Genomic DNA, 17312 nt, shown 5'->3' with positions numbered 1-17312 from the left:
CTGCACGCACCAACAAGTCCAGGAGGACACCAAGTGGCGAAGGCGAAGTTCGAGCGGACGAAGCCGCACGTCAACATCGGCACCATCGGTCACGTCGACCACGGCAAGACCACGCTGACCGCAGCGATCACCAAGGTGCTGGCTGACAAGTACCCGGATCTGAACGCGGCGTTCGCGTTCGATCAGATCGACAAGGCGCCGGAGGAGAAGGCTCGTGGTATCACGATCAACATCTCCCACGTCGAGTACCAGACGGAGAAGCGCCACTACGCTCACGTCGACGCGCCGGGTCACGCCGACTACATCAAGAACATGATCACCGGTGCGGCGCAGATGGACGGTGCCATCCTCGTGGTCGCCGCCACCGACGGCCCGATGCCGCAGACCCGTGAGCACGTGCTGCTCGCCCGTCAGGTCGGCGTGCCCTACATCCTGGTCGCGCTGAACAAGTCGGACATGGTCGACGATGAGGAGATCCTCGAGCTCGTCGAGATGGAGGTCCGCGAACTGCTGGCCGCCCAGGAGTTCGACGAGGACGCGCCGGTCGTGCGGGTTTCCGGTCTGAAGGCGCTCGAGGGCGACCCGAAGTGGACCGAGGCGATCGTCGAGCTGATGAACGCGGTCGACGAGTCCATCCCGGACCCGGTTCGTGAGACCGACAAGCCGTTCCTGATGCCGGTCGAGGACGTCTTCACGATCACCGGTCGTGGCACCGTCGTCACCGGTCGTGTCGAGCGCGGCATCATCAACGTGAACGAGGAAGTCGAGATCGTCGGCATCCGCGAGAAGAGCACCAAGACCACCGTCACCGGTATCGAGATGTTCCGCAAGCTGCTCGACCAGGGCCAGGCCGGTGACAACGTCGGTCTGCTGGTTCGTGGTATCAAGCGCGAAGATGTCGAGCGTGGCCAGGTTGTCGTGAAGCCGGGCACCACCACCCCGCACACCGAGTTCGAGGGTCAGGCCTACATCCTGTCCAAGGACGAGGGCGGCCGCCACACCCCGTTCTTCAACAACTACCGTCCGCAGTTCTACTTCCGTACCACGGACGTGACGGGCGTTGTGACGCTGCCCGAGGGCACCGAGATGGTCATGCCCGGTGACAACACCGAGATGACCGTCAAGCTGATCCAGCCGGTCGCCATGGACGAGGGTCTGCGCTTCGCGATCCGCGAGGGTGGCCGCACCGTCGGCGCCGGTCGCGTCACGAAGATCGTCAAGTGATTCACTGAATCGCTTATCGAACGGCGTCGCTCCGAAAGGGGCGGCGCCGTTCGGCGTTTCCCGCTCCTGGAGCGCGGACGCCGTTGCATCGAAAAGTGTTGTGCCGCACGGGGTTTCAGTTTGCCGTGCCCGGCTTCACATAATCGACGTGCAGTAGCGCTATAGGGGGCTGCACGCAGACGTCGACGTCGAATGGGAGAGTTACCGCGGCGGTCTGGTTCGGTGGATAGATCAGCAGATATTCGGCCGGAGCGTGCTCGCAGTCAAAGTTTCCCGCCTGTGTGTATCGCACTGTCGCATGCGCGACCGCGCCGGGGCCGAGGATGACCTGTTGCGGCTCGCCGTCGGTGGTCTGCTCGCCTGCGGGGCCGATCGACAGTGGCGGATCTCCGACGGCAAGTGACACTGCTGGATAGCCGAAGAGCGCGCAGGCGCGCGCGGTGATATTCGTGAAATCGATCGGGGCGTAGATACTCCCCGCCGCCCCGCCCGCATTCTCCAGCGATAGTGCGACATCCGTGGCGGCACAGTACGGTGCGCCCAGGGGCTGCGCGTCGGTCGGCGGGCCGGTGGTTGCGGGCGTTGTCGCTCCGGGCACCGATGCCGCGGGAACCGATGGTTCGGGAATCGGCGTATGCGGAGTTACCGCAACAGCGGGCCGGGTGATCATGCTGGCCGATGGCGCGGGCGATGAACTCTCGCAGGCGGCCATCGGCAACGCCGCCACCAGGGCGGCCGCTGCTATCAGGCGCATATTCCAACGGTAACCGCCAGGTGCGCAACTAGGACTACAACGCATCGCATACGCGAACTTGTGGCGAAACTTCGCGCCGGTGCGGTAGCCGAACCCTTCCGAATGGGTACTCGAACCCATGACCTCCGAGGTTATCGCGGGTCGGCATGGCTCGGCGCTAACGTCGAGCGAAGAGGTAAGACCGGTTGATCGGAGGAAGCATGAGTAGTTCGGCCCTGGCCACCGCACTCGATGTCACCGAGGGGACGTGGACGCACGGCATGCCGTATCTCGCACTCGGATCCGGACGTCCGCTGGTCTTCCTGCGGTGGTTCACCCCCGATCACGCCAATCCGACCGGATGGTTGCGACAGTCCGAGATCAGGACATTGGCCCCGCTCGCGGCACATTTCCGGGTATACGCGGTAAACCGCGCGCCCGGTATGGCCGAGGGCACCACGATGGCCGATATCGCCGCCGAACATGCGCGGGCATTGCACGACGAATTCGGCGAGCCCGTCGATATTGTCGGCGTCTCCTCGGGGGGATCGCTGGCCCTACAGCTCGCGGCGGACCACCCCGCCGCCGTTCGGCGACTGATCATCGCCTCGTCGGGCTACACCCTGGAAAACGCCACGCGCACGGCGCAGCTGCGCTACGGCGAGGCGGCCTATGCGGGCAAGCGCGGACTGCACCATATGGCTGCGGTCGCCTTCAAATCACCGGTCGTGCAGCGCCTCGCCGCCGCGGGCATGTGGTTGGCCGATCCTCTCGCGCGCCCGCGGAATCCCGCCGACACCCTGGCCTTCATCCGTGCCGAGGACGCCTTCGACCTCACGGGTCGGCTCAGCGATATCACCGCACCGACCCTGGTCCTTGGTGGCGACAGCGATGGCGGCTACAGCACGGAAACCTTCCGCCGCACCGCGGACGGAATCCCGAACTCGCGCTTGATCATCTACCCGCACACCACCCACATCGGGGTCGTGAAGCGCTTCGTTCCCGATGTCGTCGCCTTCCTGGCGGACTAGTTTTCGCAGTTGTTCGGGGCCGGGTCGCCGCGCAAGCGGGCGTCGAGCCAGAAGAGCACCGCGGGTATCCCGAGTACGGCGGCGCTCAGATGTTCGGGGGAGTAGGTGAGTTCGGCTTGCAGCGCGACACCCGCAGCGCAATACCGCCGGTCGACATTGAGGATCGCGTCGACCGGAATGAGCGGATCGCTCGGCGAATGCCATTCGAAAATCGGGATATTCGGGATGCCGTCGAAGAGTTCCAGACTGTTCTCCTCGACCACCGCCCTGGCATTCCGATCATCGGCCAGGGTCATATTCCGTGCGTAATCGCGGGCGCTGTGCCCGGCGCCGATGTAGAGGATTTCGTTGGTGCAGGCGTTGGCTATCGCGGTGCGTGCTTCCAACCCGCGTTGATTCAGGTAGTCGCTGATCGGAAAACGGTACGGGTACTCCCGTTCCAGCCCGATACCGGCCGCCATCAACAGGCCGAATGCCGGATGCGGATCGGTGTTGACCCACTCCACCATTTTCACCAGGTTCATCGGTACGCCGCCGATCGCGGCGCCCGCGATATCCAGTTCGGGCGCGTACCTCGGCGCCATCGCGGCGGCGAATGCGGTGGCCATGCCGCCGCCGGAATAGCCCGCCATCGCGATTCTGCTGTTCGCTATTTCGAGTTCGGGAACTCGGCGAATGGCGCGAATGCCGTCCAGGGTGATCTGGCCGCCGAGCCGGGCCGCGCCATAGGCGGAGTTCGGCCCGAGATGGTCGGGCAGTGCGATGCTCCAGCCAGCGAACAGCAGCGCGTTCAGCAGCACCGCCTCGCGCAGCTGGAGAGCCGGATCGGAGGTGTAGAGCACGCGCGACACCGTGCACTGCATGCCGAGGCCGTTGATGATGTGCTGATAGGACAGAACCGGTCCATCGGGGCGGTGCGAGCGCGGCGTCAGCATTAGTGTCGTCGCCGCGATCGGCTGTCCGGCGGAATTGTTCGAACGGAATTTGATCTGTGTGACCGTGGTTTCCGGAAAAACCAGCAGTGGCGGCATCGGTCGCGTCGCGAGCACCTCACCCGGTCGCTTATTCGCCAGATCCGGTGGTGCCGCATAGAAGGGGTCCGGATCCGGGGTCGGGTAAATCGGTGTGGCGTGGGCTTCGGTGCCGCCCAGAAATGTCGTCGAGGCGCCGACCATGAGGCAGACGATCAATGCGCGCGTCGCGAGACCGGTCAGATCTCGAAGGGTTCGATTGATCTGCACAAGCCGAAGGTCTATCACGCGCCCCGGATGACATCGGTAAAGGCGCGCTTCAGTTATCCAGTCGAAAGAATAAAAAGCATGCTCAACCGAGCTGCGTCATGCCCGCCGCGACGACCCGCGCGACATTGAAGATCTCATCCGCCGTCGGCAGCGGCACCCCGTCGAGGGCGTGCAGCCGATCGCTGCTGGCAATGGCGAACATGGCCGAAACCCACGCGGCCGCGCAGGCACGCAGCGTGCCGGGCTGAACCGGAACGGGCGCGCTGGCCTGCAGCACCCGGGCGGTGGTATCGAGTAGTTGATCGCGCAGGCGGCGCAATTGGCGGCGGACATCGGGATGGGTATCGGCCTCGCGCCACATGATGACGCGTAGCACCGAGGAATGGTGATCGCGCAGATTCAGCGCGGCATCGAGATTGACCAGGCTGGCCGCCGGATCGCCCGGTGCGACCACCGTGCCGATATCGCCGATCGGCTCCGCGGGCACCCGCTCGGCCATCAGTGTGGACAGGATCGAATCCTTGGTGGGGAAGTAGTAGAAGACCAGGCCCTTGGGGACACCGGCAGCCTCGGCGATGGCCGCGGTCGCGGTCGCGTCGAATCCCTGTGCCGCGAACAGTTTTTCCGAGGCATCGAGAATAAGCTGACGGGCGTCGCCGTCGACTTTCGCGCTACGGCGCCGCCCGCCTCGCCGGGGTTTCGGCATCTGCATCAGTGATGCGGCGCCATATCGTGCAGCCGACCCGATACCGTCGGCAGCGCCGCCACCGCGACCGCCACCGTCACCACGCCCACTACCCATGCGGTCCAGGATGCGCCGCGGTAGCCGGTGTAGTCCATCGCCCATGGCGATATGAACAGCAATGCGCCGAACAGGCCCATCGCATAGTCGGCGGCCGCCAGGGTCGCCCGGTACATCTGCGTCAGGCCGGTGAGGGCGATGAGCACGCCCAGGACGATCAACGACCACATGCCGTTGTCGTTCGTGTTCACCCACAGGGGTGACAGCGCGGTAAAGATGCCCAGCACAACGGCCAGGAAATCCTGCGCGCGACTTTCGGTGAACATGGTGTGCCTCCTCAGGCTCTGAATTGTTCTCCGCACTTCGATCTAACTCTGATTGACCGCCCGATCAATATAAATATGGATACGATTGCGCACCGATCGGTTGGTGATCTGGTGTGGCGGCCCTCGCTGTGGTTTGCAACCAAGCAAAGGTTAGGGTGAGCTTCGTGTCACCCTCAGTAACGGATGCCAACTCGACCCGGCGCCGGTTCGGCGCTAATGAAGGGAAGGCCGCATGAACCGGCCGATTGTGATCGTCGGAGCCGGTCTCGCCGGGCTGCGCACCGCCGAGGAGTTGCGTCGCGCGGGATACGAGGGCGAACTGATCCTCATCGGCGAGGAGTCGCGGCTGCCTTACGACCGCCCGCCGCTGTCCAAGCAGTTCGTGCGCGGCGAGACCGACGACACCACCCTGCGGCCCGCCGAATTCTTCGACGAGAAGCAGATCGACCTGCGGCTCGATACCGAGGCGGTCGGCGTGGATACCGCCGCGCGCCAGGTGCGTCTGGCCGGTGGCGGCACGCTCGACTATGACCAGCTGATCATCGCGACCGGTCTGCGTCCGCGCCGCCTGCCCGGACTACCGGATCTGCGGGGCGTGCACGTACTGCGCGGACATGCCGATGCCGCCGCGCTGCGCGCCGAATTGTCCGGCGCGGGTACGGCGCTGGTGGTCGGGGCCGGATTCATCGGCTGTGAACTCGCGGCGAGCTTCCGGGCCAGCGGTGTAGAGGTCGTCCTGATCGAACCGCAGCCGACGCCGCTGGCCTCGGTGCTCGGCGCACAGATCGGCGCGCTGGTGGCCCGCATGCATCGGGCCGAGGGTGTCGACCTGCGCTGCGAGACCGGCCTGGACACCTTCCTCGCCGACGATGCCGAGCGGGTGCGTGGCGCCGTGCTCTCCGATGGCAGTGAGGTATCCGCCGATCTGGTGGTCATCGGCGTCGGATCGCGTCCGGTGACCGAATGGCTCGCCGATTCCGGTATCGAGCTCGCCGAGCCCATGGCCGGTGGCGGCGTACTCGCCGACGAGGTGGGCCGCACCTCGGTCGATGGGGTGTGGGCGGTCGGCGATGTGGCCGCCTGGCGGCACGAGACCGGCTTGCGCAAGCGCGTCGAGCATTGGACCAATGCGGGTGAACAGGCCAAGCTGCTGGCCTGCGCGCTACTCGGCGCCGAACCGCCGACCGCGGCGCGGGTGCCGTACTTCTGGAGCGATCAGTACGACGTGAAGATCCAGGCCCTCGGCACCCCGAGCGCCACCGACGATATCCACATCGTCGCCGACGACGGCCGCAAATTCCTCGCCTACTACTCCCAGCACGGCAACCTGACCGGTGTGGTCGGCGCGGGCATGACCGGCCAGGTGATGAAGGCCCGCGCGAAGATCGCCGCGAATGCGCCGATCGCGGATCTGCTCGCGGCCACACCCTAGCGATTGCTCGCGGGTCGCTCGAAAGGATCTGTCGTAGCGATTGCTCGTCCGGGCGCTCTACACAACCAGCCCGGCGGCCGAGTAGGGCGTGATGGTCCGCTGTAATACGGTGGTCGAGTGATCGTCGCGCTCATCGATTCCGGGCTGGGGTTGCTGCCCACGGCCGCCTGGCTGCGCAAGCTGCGGCCGGATGTCGACCTGCTGCTGCGGTTGGATCCGGATGGCGCGCCGTGGGGACCCAAACCCGAGCAGTGGGTGACCGACCGGGTGGTCGACGCCGCGCGGAGTTCGGTTCGCCTCGGGGCGGAGGTGATCGTGCTGCCGTGCAATACGGCCAGCGTCACCGCGCTGGACCAGGTGCGTGCTGAGGTCGGGCCCGGCGTCCCGGTGATCGGCACCGTTCCGGCGATCAAACCGGCTGCGGCGGTGTGCAAGTCGGTCGCGGTGTGGGCGACCGCGGCCACCACTGCCAGTCGGTATCAGGCGGATCTGATCGCCCGCTTCGGCGGTGATGCGAAGGTGGTCGGCATCGCCTGTCACGGTTTGGCGGATTCGATCGATCGCGGCGACCTGGTCGCGGCCCGCGATTCGATTGCGCGCGCGGCCGAACAGACGCCGGCCGATGTCGAGGGGGTGGTGCTCGGATGCACCCACTACCCGCTGGTCATCGATGCCATTGTCGCCGCACTGCCCGATGGCGTTCGGCTCTTCGACAGCGCGCAAGCCGTTGCGGCACAGACGATTCGGCGGATGGATGCGCTCGGCAAGCCGACCACCGGCAATGGTGCGGTGCGGGTGCTCAACAGCGGTCGGCCGGGCGAATTGCCGGTCAGCGCAGCGGCTTTCGAATCGGGTCGGATCCTGGGGGCGCAGGGGCTGCAGTGCTGACCCAACTGACCGCCGCCGCGGTGCATGCGGCGCTGGCCGAGGTCGCCGATCCCGCCGATGCCAGCCAGCTGGCGCGGTTCTTCAAGACCGGGCCCGGTGAGTACGGCGAAGGCGATGTCTTCCTCGGTGTGCGGGTGCCCGTCACCCGATCGATCGCGAAACGCTTTGCGGCACTTCCACTCGACGAGATCGATGCGCTGCTGGACAGTGCCGTGCACGAGGACCGGCTGGCCGCGCTGGTCATCCTCAATGCCAGATTCGCCGCGGCGCGCAAGCCGCGCACGCTCGATACCGACGGGCAGGCGGCGATGGTCGAGCTCTATCTCGCCGCGGTGCGCCGGGGCCGGGTGAACAACTGGGATCTGGTCGACGTCTCCGCCGAGAACGTCATCGGCCCCTGGCTGCTCGATCGGCCACGCGACCTGCTCTTCGAACTCGCGCGCGCGGACTCGCTCTGGGAGCGCCGGGTGGCGCTGCTGTCGAGCTTCGCCTTCATCAAGGCGGGCGATGCCTCGACCACCTTCGAACTCTGCGAACATCTCCTCGACGATCGCCGCGATCTGATCCAGAAGGCGCTCGGCTGGATGCTGCGCGAGGTCGGCAAGCGCGTCGACGAGCGACTGCTGACCGGCTTCCTCGACAAGCATGCGGCCGATATGGGCCGCACCGCACTGAGCTATGCGACCGAGCGCCTGGATCCCGCCCTCCGCGTCCACTACCGCGGACTGTAACCGGTTGCGCCGGATCAGAATTGGATGCGCAGGTGGTCGGTGACCGGATGCGCCTGGCAGCCGAGGATATAGCCGTTCTCGATATCCTCGGGATCGAGGATCTCGGCATTGTCCATTTCGACCTTGCCCTCGAGCACCGTGCACGCGCAGGAACCGCATTCGCCTTCCTGGCAGGAATACGGCACATCCAGGCCCTTCGACAGCATGATGTCGACCAGGGTCTGCTTGCGCGGCCACTTCAGCTCATGCACCTCGCCATCGAGTTCGACCTCGACGGTGGCCGCGTCGGCGGCCTCCTCGTCGGTCACCTCGACCGGTGCCTGATCCGCGAACGGGTCTCCCGCAAGGGAATTGAACACCTCGGCGTGCGTGCGCGAACGCGGCACATCGAGTCGGGCCAGCGCGTCGTGCACCCGGTCCATGAACGGCTTCGGCCCACACATGTAGGCGTGGTAGCCCGCGTACGGCGCGACCAGCGCGGCCAGACCGTCCGCGGTCGGCAGCCCCTGCAGGTGCTCCAGCCAGTGGATCACAATGAGCCGCTGCGGATGCTTCTCGGCCAATTCGCGCAGCTCACCAGCGAAGATCACCGATTCGTGATCACGATTGGCGTACACCAGCACAACTCGGCCGTTCCCGCGCGCCAGCGCCGATTTCAGGATGGACATCACCGGCGTGATGCCGCTGCCGGCGCCGAACAGCAGCAGATCGTCGTCGAGGTTCTTCGGCGTGAAGACGCCCGATGGCGGCAGTACTTCGAGCTGATCGCCCGCTTTGACGTTGTCGCAGACCCAATTCGATCCGTAGCCGCCCACGGTGCGCTTGACGGTCACCTTCGGCTGGTCGTCGGTGTGCGGTGAGCTGGCCAGTGAATAGCAGCGTGCCACCGAGCCGGTGAGGTCGCTCGGGATGCGCAGGGTGAGGAACTGCCCCGGCTGGTATTCGAAACGTTCGCGCAGTTCGTCGGGCACGTCGAAGACCAGCGAACAGGTGTCGGCCGTTTCGGCGATGACTGCGGATACCCGCAGCACGACCGAACGCGAACCGTGTGGAACTTCGACGGTGGTCACGACTGCGCCTCGCTGGCGCTCGGCTCCGTCATGACCACCGAGGGTGCTGTGTGTATGGCTCGCTCGCTGCGCTCGCTCACGGTTCTCGTCCTCTCGAACACAACCAAAACTAGAACGTGTTTCAGTTTCATCGTACGTCGGGACCGGGCTGACGGACAAGCTGGGCCTGCAGACCGTCGATCAGCACCTCGACGCCGAAGTCGTAGGCGTACTTCCCACGCAGGTCCGCCATGTATTTGGTGGCCCGCTCCACCGCCTCCGGCAGTGCCACCTCCGACAGCGGCGACCGGTCGCGCGGATTCACCCGCCGGCGGCCGAACAGGTAGGTGTGGATCGTCGCGTACGCGGCCAGCACATTGCGGTCATTGAAACCCGCCTCGAACAGGATCTCCATAATGGCGGCGATCAGATCGAGCTGTTTGCCGAGCATCTGCTCGATCAGCACATCGCCGAGTCCGGGATGTTTGCGCAGCTTGTCGTCGATCTGGTCGATCAGATCGCGCAGCCGGTGCTGCCACGGCCCGGAATCGGGCGCCGGCTTGCGAACTCCGGTCAGTGCCGCGCTCGCGACGAGGTCGAGCAGCTCGCGTTTATCGGCGACGTAGTAATACGGCGCCATCGGTGAAACTCCGAGTTCGCGGGAGAGTCGACGCATCGACAATTTCTCCACGCCGTCCTCGCGGACCACGCGCAGCGCGGCCTCGACGATCTCGGATTCCGACAGTGTCCTATTTGCGGCGCTCCCGGGCCCTCCGTGGTTACGCAAGCTCCCGCCTCCGGTCCTCGGGCTCGCACCGCGGGGTCCTATTTGCGGCGCTCCCGGGCCCTACCTGGTTACGCAAGCTGCTGCCTCCGGGCCTCGAGCTCGCACCGCGGGGTGTAGCCGCCCCCGCTCGTCTGCATTCGTCCGACTCCCATGCCACCTCTACCACTGCGGGCGATGTCGCCCGTCACGTCCTGTTCAGCTGCTTGCCACCCGCAGTCTAGAGCGCGCGGTCGCCGCTCGGTCGGCGTGTGTGGGGAGGCGGACCTGCGGCGACATGTGGGGTCGCGGCGGCGGCGATACGGCGCTGGTGTAATTCACATACTGAAACGTGTTCCATTTTGTCAGCTCGTGACGTTATCGTGTGAGCACGGCCGCACCCGTGGCCGTGGTAACTGGTCGCATCTCGGAGGTAGGCATGCCGGAGCACGGATCCATCGGACACACCGATACCGACAACACCGGGCGGATCGCGACGATCGAATCCAGGTCGATCGAGGAGGCGCCGCTGATCGAGGAGACCCTCATCGAAGAGGTCTCCATCGACGGTATGTGCGGCGTCTACTGACCGGCGGTAGGACCATGCTCGATCTCGATACCCGATGGGAGCCGCATCCGCGGGTGGCGCTGCGGCCGGAGTCGTTCGGTGCGCTGCTCTACCACTTCGGCACGCGCAAACTCTCCTTTCTGAAGAGTCGACGGATCCTCGAGATCGTCCGCTCGCTGCCCGCGCATGTCTCGGCCCGTGCGGCACTGCGGGCGGCGGGCGTCTCGGACGACCTCGCCGGACCGTATGTGCGCGCCTTGGCGCAGTTGGCCGATTCGGACATGATCAGGCAGGCCGCGCCGGGCAGTGTGCCCACGCCGATGCCCGCACCGCTGTCGCACACCGGGCTGCCGCGAGCTGCCACGGGCGGGCGGCTGATCGATAAGTTCGAAACCGGTTTGGCCGCACCGATCTGCCTGACGTGGGAGCTGACCTACGCCTGCAATCTGTCCTGTGTGCACTGCCTGTCCTCCTCCGGCCGCCGCGATCCGCGCGAGCTGAGCACCGAACAGTGCAAGGCGTTGATCGACGAGTTCGAGCGCATGCAGATCTTCTATGTGAATATCGGCGGCGGCGAACCCACTGTGCGCCAGGACTTCTGGGAGCTGGTCGACTATGCGACCGCGCACCATGTCGGAGTGAAGTTCTCCACCAACGGAGTTCGCATCACACCCGAGGTGGCCGCGCGCCTGGCCGCCAGTGACTATGTGGACGTACAGATTTCGTTGGACGGCGCCGACGCCGAGGTCAACGATGCAGTGCGCGGACCGGGGTCCTATGCCATGGCGATCCGGGCGTTGGAGAATCTGGCGGCGGCGGGATTCACCGATGCGAAACTCTCGGTGGTCGCGACCCGGCACAATATCGCCCAGCTCGACGAGTTCAAGGCGATTGCCGATAGGTACGGCGCCACACTGCGTTTGACGCGGCTGCGGCCATCGGGTCGGGGTGCGGATGTCTGGGACGAACTGCATCCGCTTCCGGAACAGCAACGGGTGCTCTATGACTGGCTGGTGTGCAATGGCGAAGGCGTGCTCACCGGCGATTCGTTCTTCCATCTGTCCGCATTCGGCCAGGCGCTGCCCGGTCTGAATATGTGCGGTGCGGGCCGGGTGGTCTGCCTGGTGGATCCGGTCGGCGACGTGTATGCCTGCCCCTTCGCGATTCACGACAGGTTCCATGCCGGAAATGTGGTGGCGGACGGCGGTTTCCGCACCGTGTGGCAGGAATCGGAACTCTTCGCCGAACTGCGCGAGCCCACCGATGGCGGTGCGTGCTCCGGCTGCGCCCACTACGACGCCTGCCGCGGCGGTTGTATGGCGGCGAAGTTCTTCACCGGACTGCCCGCGGATGGGCCGGACCCGGAGTGCGTGCAGGGCTACGGCGAGGCGGCGCTGGCCGACGCCGGACGGATGATCCCGCGCTCGTCGGTCGACCACTCGCGCCGGTCCGCGCCGAGCCGACCGGGATCGCGTAAGTCGGGCCCGATTCCGCTGACACTGTCGGTATCTCGCCCCGCCGCTGAACGCATATCACCGGAGCGGCGACCCGCGCGCGCCTGCGACGAGAGTCCACTGACATGATTCCGAACCGGTAGCCAGTTATGTGCTGCACGATCAATCGACGATGGCTATCGAGTGGCAATTCGATGATTGCCGGAATGTTGCCGAATGTCTTCGGCGAGTCGCGCGCGACCCGCCGGAAAGCCGTGTCGGGAGATATCCCGCCCCGCGGGCGCATTCGTGCGGAATTCCGTCCTTTTTTCCGGACTGATGATGCCAATGCGCGAATCTCCGCCTAGCATGCCAGGAATGCGCCATGATCGCCTGCCCGATGGATTCGGGGTGCGGATCGATCCACGGGTACGCGCATACTCCGGGGGGCGCATCTTGATCGGGGGTTCGCCCGCCCGGTTGCTGCGACTTGCCCCGGAGGCCGCCGAGATGATCGGCGACGGGTACCTCGAGGTCACCGGCCCGAAGTCCGCCGTTGTTGCCAGACGGCTGCTCGACTCCGGTGTCGGTAATCCGCGTCCCCAGTTGCTGCCCGCGCTCGACGACGTGACCGTGATCGTGCCGCTGCACAACAATGCCGACGGCCTGGCCCGACTCCTCGCGGCCCTGCGCGGGCACAACGTGATCGTCGTCGACGACGGTTCGGATCAGCCCGTGCAGATCCCGCGCAACCGTGGCACCCGCTGCCGGGTGACGGTACTGCGCCACGACCGCAGACAGGGCCCGGCCGCCGCGCGCAATGCCGGATTGCGGGCCGCGACAACCGACTTCGTCGCCTTCCTGGACTCCGACGTGGTCCCGCGCAGCGGCTGGCTCGAGGTGATGCTCGGGCATTTCAGCGATCCGGAGGTGGCGCTGGTCGCGCCCCGGATCGTCACACTCGATCCGGAGTCGAATGCGCTGGCGCGCTATGAGCACACCCGCTCCTCACTCGATCTCGGTCGGCGCGAATCGGCCGTGCAGTCGCGCGGGCTGGTGTCGTACGTGCCGAGCGCCGCGCTGCTGGTACGCCGCAGGGCGTTGCTGGCCGGGGGCGGATTCGACGAGTCGATGCAGGTGGCCGAGGATGTCGATCTGTGCTGGCGGCTGGAGCAGGCGGGCTGGCGGCTGCGCTATGAGCCCGCAGCACATGTGGCGCACGATAGTCGAATCTCGTTCCGCGCCTGGTTCGGTCGCAAGCTCTTCTACGGCACCGGCGCCGCACCGCTCGGCGAGCGGCATCCGGGCATGGTGACGCCGCTGGCAATGCCGTTGTGGACGGCGGTGGCGACCATACTGTTCGCCACGCTGACGAAGTGGGGACTGCTCGGCGGACTGATCACCATGGTGACCGCGCTGGCCCGACTACGCCGGGTCTTCACCGGATTGGACAACCCAACGCGGATCGCGGCGATCTATCTGGCGCGCGGCTACTTCGCGGGAATCTGGCGACTGGCCTCGGCGATGTGCCGACACTATTGGCCCGTCACCATGGTGGCGATGATGCTGTCGCGGCGGGTCCGGCGCATCGCGGTCACCATGGCGGTCGCGGACGGCTTCGCCGACTGGTTCACCCATCGCGATGCGGGCGGCCTCGACCCGTTCCGCTATGTGGCCTACAAGCGGATGGACGATATCGCGTACGGAACCGGCCTGTGGCTGGGCGCATTCCGCGCCCGCAGCCTGGAGTCGCTCAAGCCGAGTACGCCTCGGAACTGAATCGAACGTGTAATGGCTGTGCCACCTGATGAGCTGATGTAGAGATGGTCGATACGCTGATCGTCGGTGGTGGCACGGCCGGATGCGTCCTGGCGGCCAGGCTGAGCGAGGATCCGGACCATAGTGTGCGGCTGGTCGAGGCCGGTCCGGTGTCGATCGATGCGGCGCAACTGCTCGACGCGACCCGGATGCCGATCGGCCCCGAATCGACCTTGGTGTGGCGCTATCCCGTCGACCTGGCCGACGATGTTGCCGGAAATATTGTGCGCGGCAGGGTGATCGGTGGATCGGGCGCGATCAACGGCGGCTACTTCGTGCGTGCGACGGCGGCCGACTTCACGGCGTGGAGCAAGGAGCTGGGCGGCTCGGCGAGCTGGTCCTTCGACGCGGTGCTGCCCGCCTATCGCCGCCTCGAGCGCGATCTCGATTACGGCGACCGGCCGGGGCACGGCACGACCGGGCCGATACCGGTGCGCCGCACCGCCGCGCCGACCCCGCTGAGTCGCGAATTCGCCTCGGTCTGTGCGGCACTCGGCCTTGCCGCGATTCCCGACCTGAACGCGCTGCCCGGCGCGGGTCCGGCCGAAGGCTGGGGACCGGTGCCGTGCAATATCGAGCACGGCAGGCGGGTCGACACCGGGACGGCGTATCTGGCACCCGCGCTCGACCGACCGAACCTCACCGTCACCGGCGCGATGCTGGTGACTCGCATCCGCTTTCACGGCACCCGTGCCGTCGGCGTCGACTATTTGCACGACGGCAGGGCGGGCACGCTCGCGGCCGATCGCATCGTGCTGTGTGCGGGCGCCATCGAATCTGCCGCGCTGTTGCTGCGCTCCGGTATCGGTGATCCGGGACAGCTACGGGCGCTGGATGTTCCGGTGCTGCATCCCGCGCCGGTCGGCGCGTGGTTCAGTGATCATCCCGAGATCGGTATCGACTATCGCGGTGATCCAGCGTTGGCGAGCGGCGTCGGTATCCCGCTGGAATATGTGCTGGAACTCGACGATGTCGAAATCCGTCCGTACACCGTATCGTTTACCCCGTATATCCATCGTTTAGGTGTTGCGCTCATGCGTCCGCGATCCGAAGGGGTGCTCCGGCTGCGTTCCACCGATCCCACCATCGCGCCGCTCATCGATTTCCGCTACTTATCGGCGGACGCCGATCGGATTCGATTGCGAGAAGCGGTGACCATGGCGGTCGAGGTATTGCACGGAATCCCGATGGTGCGCGCGCCGGAATCGAAACCGGAACCCGCCGATGCGTGGCTGCGAGCGAATCTGGCTACCTCGCAACATCTGTCGGGAACCTGCCGAATGGGCGGTGCGGACGACGAACGCGCGGTGGTCGACGAGCGGTGCCGAGTGCATGGCACGACCGGGTTATCCGTGGTGGATCTTTCCGTCGTGCCGGTACCGCTGAGCCGCGGTCCGAAGGCGACGACGGTAATGATCGCCGAACGCATCAGCGAATATCTCACCTAAGGATCTGAAAGACGGGTAGGTCACATTTGCACGAGGTTTGAACGGGATGTGAGCTGGCGGACAAACCAAGACAACCGCCTTTGTCTGGTAATGCACGCCGGTACAGTTTGGGGCGGAAAGAAAGGCTAATGGTCAGCAATCTTGCAGGTGGGCGGCCCCCACGGCACGGCGTCGAACCCGGCACTCAACTCGGCGCTCTGGAAGCCTATGCCGCACAAGCACATGGATACCTTAGCGCGGGTGGCGAGCAGCTGTCGCAGCTTGCCGGTCTGCTGCGTCCGGCTGTGCTCGAATCCTGGCTGCGCAGCGTGCGCGGCGGCATCGACCCGATGGACCTGCTGGACGGGCGCGGCCTGCGCGGTGCCGATCTGCAGCGCTATCGCGATGCGCACCCGATTGCTGCATTGATGCCGCTGATCGACAAATTACTCGTACAGGACACGGCCAGAACGGGTTTGATCGTCGCGGTGGCCGATCAATTCGGCCGGGCGCTGTGGGTGCACGGCAATTCGGATCAGGTCGACGCGGCCGCCGAAATCGGTTTGCGTGCTGGCGACGATCTGAGCGAACGCCGCATCGGAACCAATGCCGTCGGCCTGGTGGTGCGCACCGGCCGGGCCGCGTGGATCCATGGGCCCGAACACTTTCTGCACCGGATGCATCAGATCACCGGTGTCGCCGCGCCGGTACACGATCCCGACGGCAGGCTGGTCGGCGTGCTGATGATCGCCGGGGGCGTGCGGGTGGCCAAGCCGGAAATCCTGGCGCTGGTGAAGGCGACATCGACGGCGGCCGAAATGGATTTGCTGCTGAGTGCCATGCGGGCGGGGCAGCACGGGTCCTCGGGCCGCGCCGTGGCCTATGACAGCACGACGGGCGAAATCGCGGTGGCCCGGCTCGGTCTGGACGTGCTCGGGCTCGGGCAGCCGCTGCTGAGTGTCGCGGGTGATCGAGTTCCGTTGTCGCAGCGGCATGCTGAGATCCTGCTGCTGCTCGCCGAACATCCCGAGGGGCTCGGCGCCGACCATCTCGCGCTGCTGCTCGATGACACGGATCTGGACAACGGCACCATTCGTGCCGCCATGTCGCGGCTGCGTGCGGTGGTCGGTCCGAGCGTATTCGGTTCGCGCCCTTACCGGTTGCGGGTGCATGTCGCAACCGATATCGAAGCGCTGCGGGCCGCACTCGACTCCGGTGATGTCGATTCTGCATTACGGCTGTACGCCGGACCGGTGCTGCCGCGCTCGACCGCGCCCGGAATTATTGACATTCGGGATGAACTTCGGGTTCGGCTGCGCACCGCGGTGCTCAGTTCCGGCGATACCGCGGTGCTGCGTCGGTGGACCGCATGTGCCGAAGGGCGTGACGATGCCGCGTCCTGGGCCGCCTATCGCGCGACGGTGGATCGTGATTCGCCGTTATATGCGCAGATCGAGGCCAAGATTCGAGTGCTCGATCGACGCTTGGGCGCCGATGCAACGCGGATGCAACGTTCGGGCTCATAGTCTGCACATCTGAAAGTGCCGTAGCTCACATACGCGATCGAAATGTGGTCGCGGACACAGCTTTGCCCTGCTGCGTCGGCCCAGCTGAGCGCGCTGGACGATCGACCAACTTTTTTTAGTGCAAAAAGTTCCTTTTTATTAACGAAGCGCCTAATGTTCGCAATGCACGGATCACATCCGTGTGATGAAGCTGACAAAGCCCCGGCGCCCCGCACCGCGGCAGCAACGTTGGAGGAGCGATCAAGAGCTAGTCGCATGCGGTGACCGTCGGTCGCCGCGGTGGTGACCGTCGGTCACCGAATCTCGATTCACGCAATCTGTTCCGATCTCGTGTGGGTGCCGTCGTCGTGCCCCGCACATTCGCCGAATCATCTTGTGGT

16 protein-coding genes are annotated in these 17312 nt (G+C 65.8%); 10 read left to right on the top strand and 6 right to left on the bottom strand.

Annotated features, from left to right (window positions below; genetic code table 11):
• Positions 1 to 33: 33 nt before the first annotated feature.
• Positions 34 to 1224: an elongation factor Tu gene (gene tuf / locus ABZ293_RS25665; protein ID WP_354956311.1), complete on the top strand. Its 1191-nt coding sequence runs from the start codon at positions 34 to 36 to the stop codon at positions 1222 to 1224.
• A 115-nt stretch (positions 1225 to 1339) separates the two neighbouring features.
• Here tuf and ABZ293_RS25660 read toward each other — a convergent pair whose 3' ends face one another.
• Positions 1340 to 1978: a DUF4232 domain-containing protein gene (locus ABZ293_RS25660; RefSeq protein WP_355184577.1), complete on the bottom strand. Its 639-nt coding sequence runs from the start codon at positions 1976 to 1978 to the stop codon at positions 1340 to 1342.
• A gap of 200 nt (positions 1979 to 2178) precedes the next feature.
• Between ABZ293_RS25660 and ABZ293_RS25655 the strand changes: the two genes are divergently transcribed.
• Positions 2179 to 2988: an alpha/beta hydrolase gene (locus ABZ293_RS25655; RefSeq protein WP_355184575.1), complete on the top strand. Its 810-nt coding sequence runs from the start codon at positions 2179 to 2181 to the stop codon at positions 2986 to 2988.
• Here ABZ293_RS25655 and ABZ293_RS25650 read toward each other — a convergent pair.
• The 3 genes from ABZ293_RS25650 to ABZ293_RS25640 all read right to left on the bottom strand — a co-directional run bounded on the left by ABZ293_RS25650 (position 2985) and on the right by ABZ293_RS25640 (position 5297).
• Complete coding sequence (locus ABZ293_RS25650; RefSeq protein ID WP_355184635.1) at positions 2985 to 4163, bottom strand: lipase family protein; 1179 nt, start codon at positions 4161 to 4163, stop codon at positions 2985 to 2987. The two genes, ABZ293_RS25655 and ABZ293_RS25650, sit on opposite strands and share 4 nt — an antisense overlap.
• A gap of 148 nt (positions 4164 to 4311) precedes the next feature.
• Positions 4312 to 4935 carry a TetR/AcrR family transcriptional regulator gene (locus ABZ293_RS25645; protein WP_355184573.1) on the bottom strand — a complete coding sequence of 208 codons (624 nt, stop codon included), beginning with the start codon at positions 4933 to 4935 and terminating at the stop codon, positions 4312 to 4314.
• Between the two features lie 5 nt (positions 4936 to 4940).
• Entirely contained in the window at positions 4941 to 5297 is a 357-nt protein-coding gene (locus ABZ293_RS25640; RefSeq protein ID WP_355184571.1) for an SPW repeat protein, read from the bottom strand.
• Positions 5298 to 5529: 232 nt separating this feature from the next.
• Here ABZ293_RS25640 and ABZ293_RS25635 point away from each other — a divergent pair, with 232 nt between their 5' ends.
• The 3 genes from ABZ293_RS25635 (at position 5530) to ABZ293_RS25625 (ending at position 8348) form a co-directional block, all read left to right on the top strand.
• Positions 5530 to 6729 (top strand): FAD-dependent oxidoreductase, encoded by a 1200-nt coding sequence (locus ABZ293_RS25635; protein ID WP_355184569.1) that lies wholly within the window; start codon positions 5530 to 5532, stop codon positions 6727 to 6729.
• 117 nt (positions 6730 to 6846) lie between these two features.
• Positions 6847 to 7617 (top strand): aspartate/glutamate racemase family protein, encoded by a 771-nt coding sequence (locus ABZ293_RS25630; protein WP_355184567.1) that lies wholly within the window; start codon positions 6847 to 6849, stop codon positions 7615 to 7617.
• The gene (locus tag ABZ293_RS25625; protein ID WP_355184633.1) at positions 7614 to 8348 is read left to right on the top strand and encodes a DNA alkylation repair protein; all 735 of its coding nucleotides are present in this window, start codon (positions 7614 to 7616) and stop codon (positions 8346 to 8348) included. The genes ABZ293_RS25630 and ABZ293_RS25625 overlap by 4 nt, the downstream gene beginning before the upstream one ends.
• 14 nt (positions 8349 to 8362) lie before the next feature.
• Here the strand turns inward: ABZ293_RS25625 and ABZ293_RS25620 are convergent, their stop codons facing one another.
• Both ABZ293_RS25620 and mftR2 read right to left on the bottom strand, forming a co-directional pair.
• Complete coding sequence (locus ABZ293_RS25620) at positions 8363 to 9418, bottom strand: ferredoxin--NADP reductase (protein ID WP_355184565.1); 1056 nt, start codon at positions 9416 to 9418, stop codon at positions 8363 to 8365.
• A 127-nt stretch (positions 9419 to 9545) separates the two neighbouring features.
• Complete coding sequence (mftR2, locus tag ABZ293_RS25615; protein WP_355184563.1) at positions 9546 to 10184, bottom strand: mycofactocin system transcriptional regulator MftR2; 639 nt, start codon at positions 10182 to 10184, stop codon at positions 9546 to 9548.
• Between the two features lie 475 nt (positions 10185 to 10659).
• Between mftR2 and mftA the strand changes: the two genes are divergently transcribed.
• The 5 genes from mftA (at position 10660) to ABZ293_RS25590 (ending at position 16932) form a co-directional block, all read left to right on the top strand.
• Positions 10660 to 10749 carry a mycofactocin precursor MftA gene (gene mftA / locus ABZ293_RS25610; protein WP_354956351.1) on the top strand — a complete coding sequence of 30 codons (90 nt, stop codon included), beginning with the start codon at positions 10660 to 10662 and terminating at the stop codon, positions 10747 to 10749.
• A 14-nt stretch (positions 10750 to 10763) separates the two neighbouring features.
• Entirely contained in the window at positions 10764 to 12311 is a 1548-nt protein-coding gene (gene mftC, locus ABZ293_RS25605) for a mycofactocin radical SAM maturase (protein WP_355184561.1), read from the top strand.
• 228 nt (positions 12312 to 12539) lie between these two features.
• Positions 12540 to 13940, top strand: a complete 1401-nt coding sequence (gene mftF / locus ABZ293_RS25600) for a mycofactocin biosynthesis glycosyltransferase MftF (protein ID WP_355184559.1) — start codon at positions 12540 to 12542, stop codon at positions 13938 to 13940.
• 44 nt (positions 13941 to 13984) lie between these two features.
• The gene (mftG, locus tag ABZ293_RS25595) at positions 13985 to 15427 is read left to right on the top strand and encodes a mycofactocin system GMC family oxidoreductase MftG (protein WP_355184557.1); all 1443 of its coding nucleotides are present in this window, start codon (positions 13985 to 13987) and stop codon (positions 15425 to 15427) included.
• A gap of 128 nt (positions 15428 to 15555) precedes the next feature.
• Positions 15556 to 16932 (top strand): GAF domain-containing protein, encoded by a 1377-nt coding sequence (locus ABZ293_RS25590; RefSeq protein WP_355184555.1) that lies wholly within the window; start codon positions 15556 to 15558, stop codon positions 16930 to 16932.
• Positions 16933 to 17312 lie beyond the last annotated feature (380 nt).

It is taken from the genome of Nocardia sp. NPDC005998, from assembly GCF_040614395.1.
Lineage (GTDB): Bacteria > Actinomycetota > Actinomycetes > Mycobacteriales > Mycobacteriaceae > Nocardia.
Note: the sequence above shows the minus strand (reverse complement) of the source record. Positions and strands in the feature narration are given on the sequence as shown.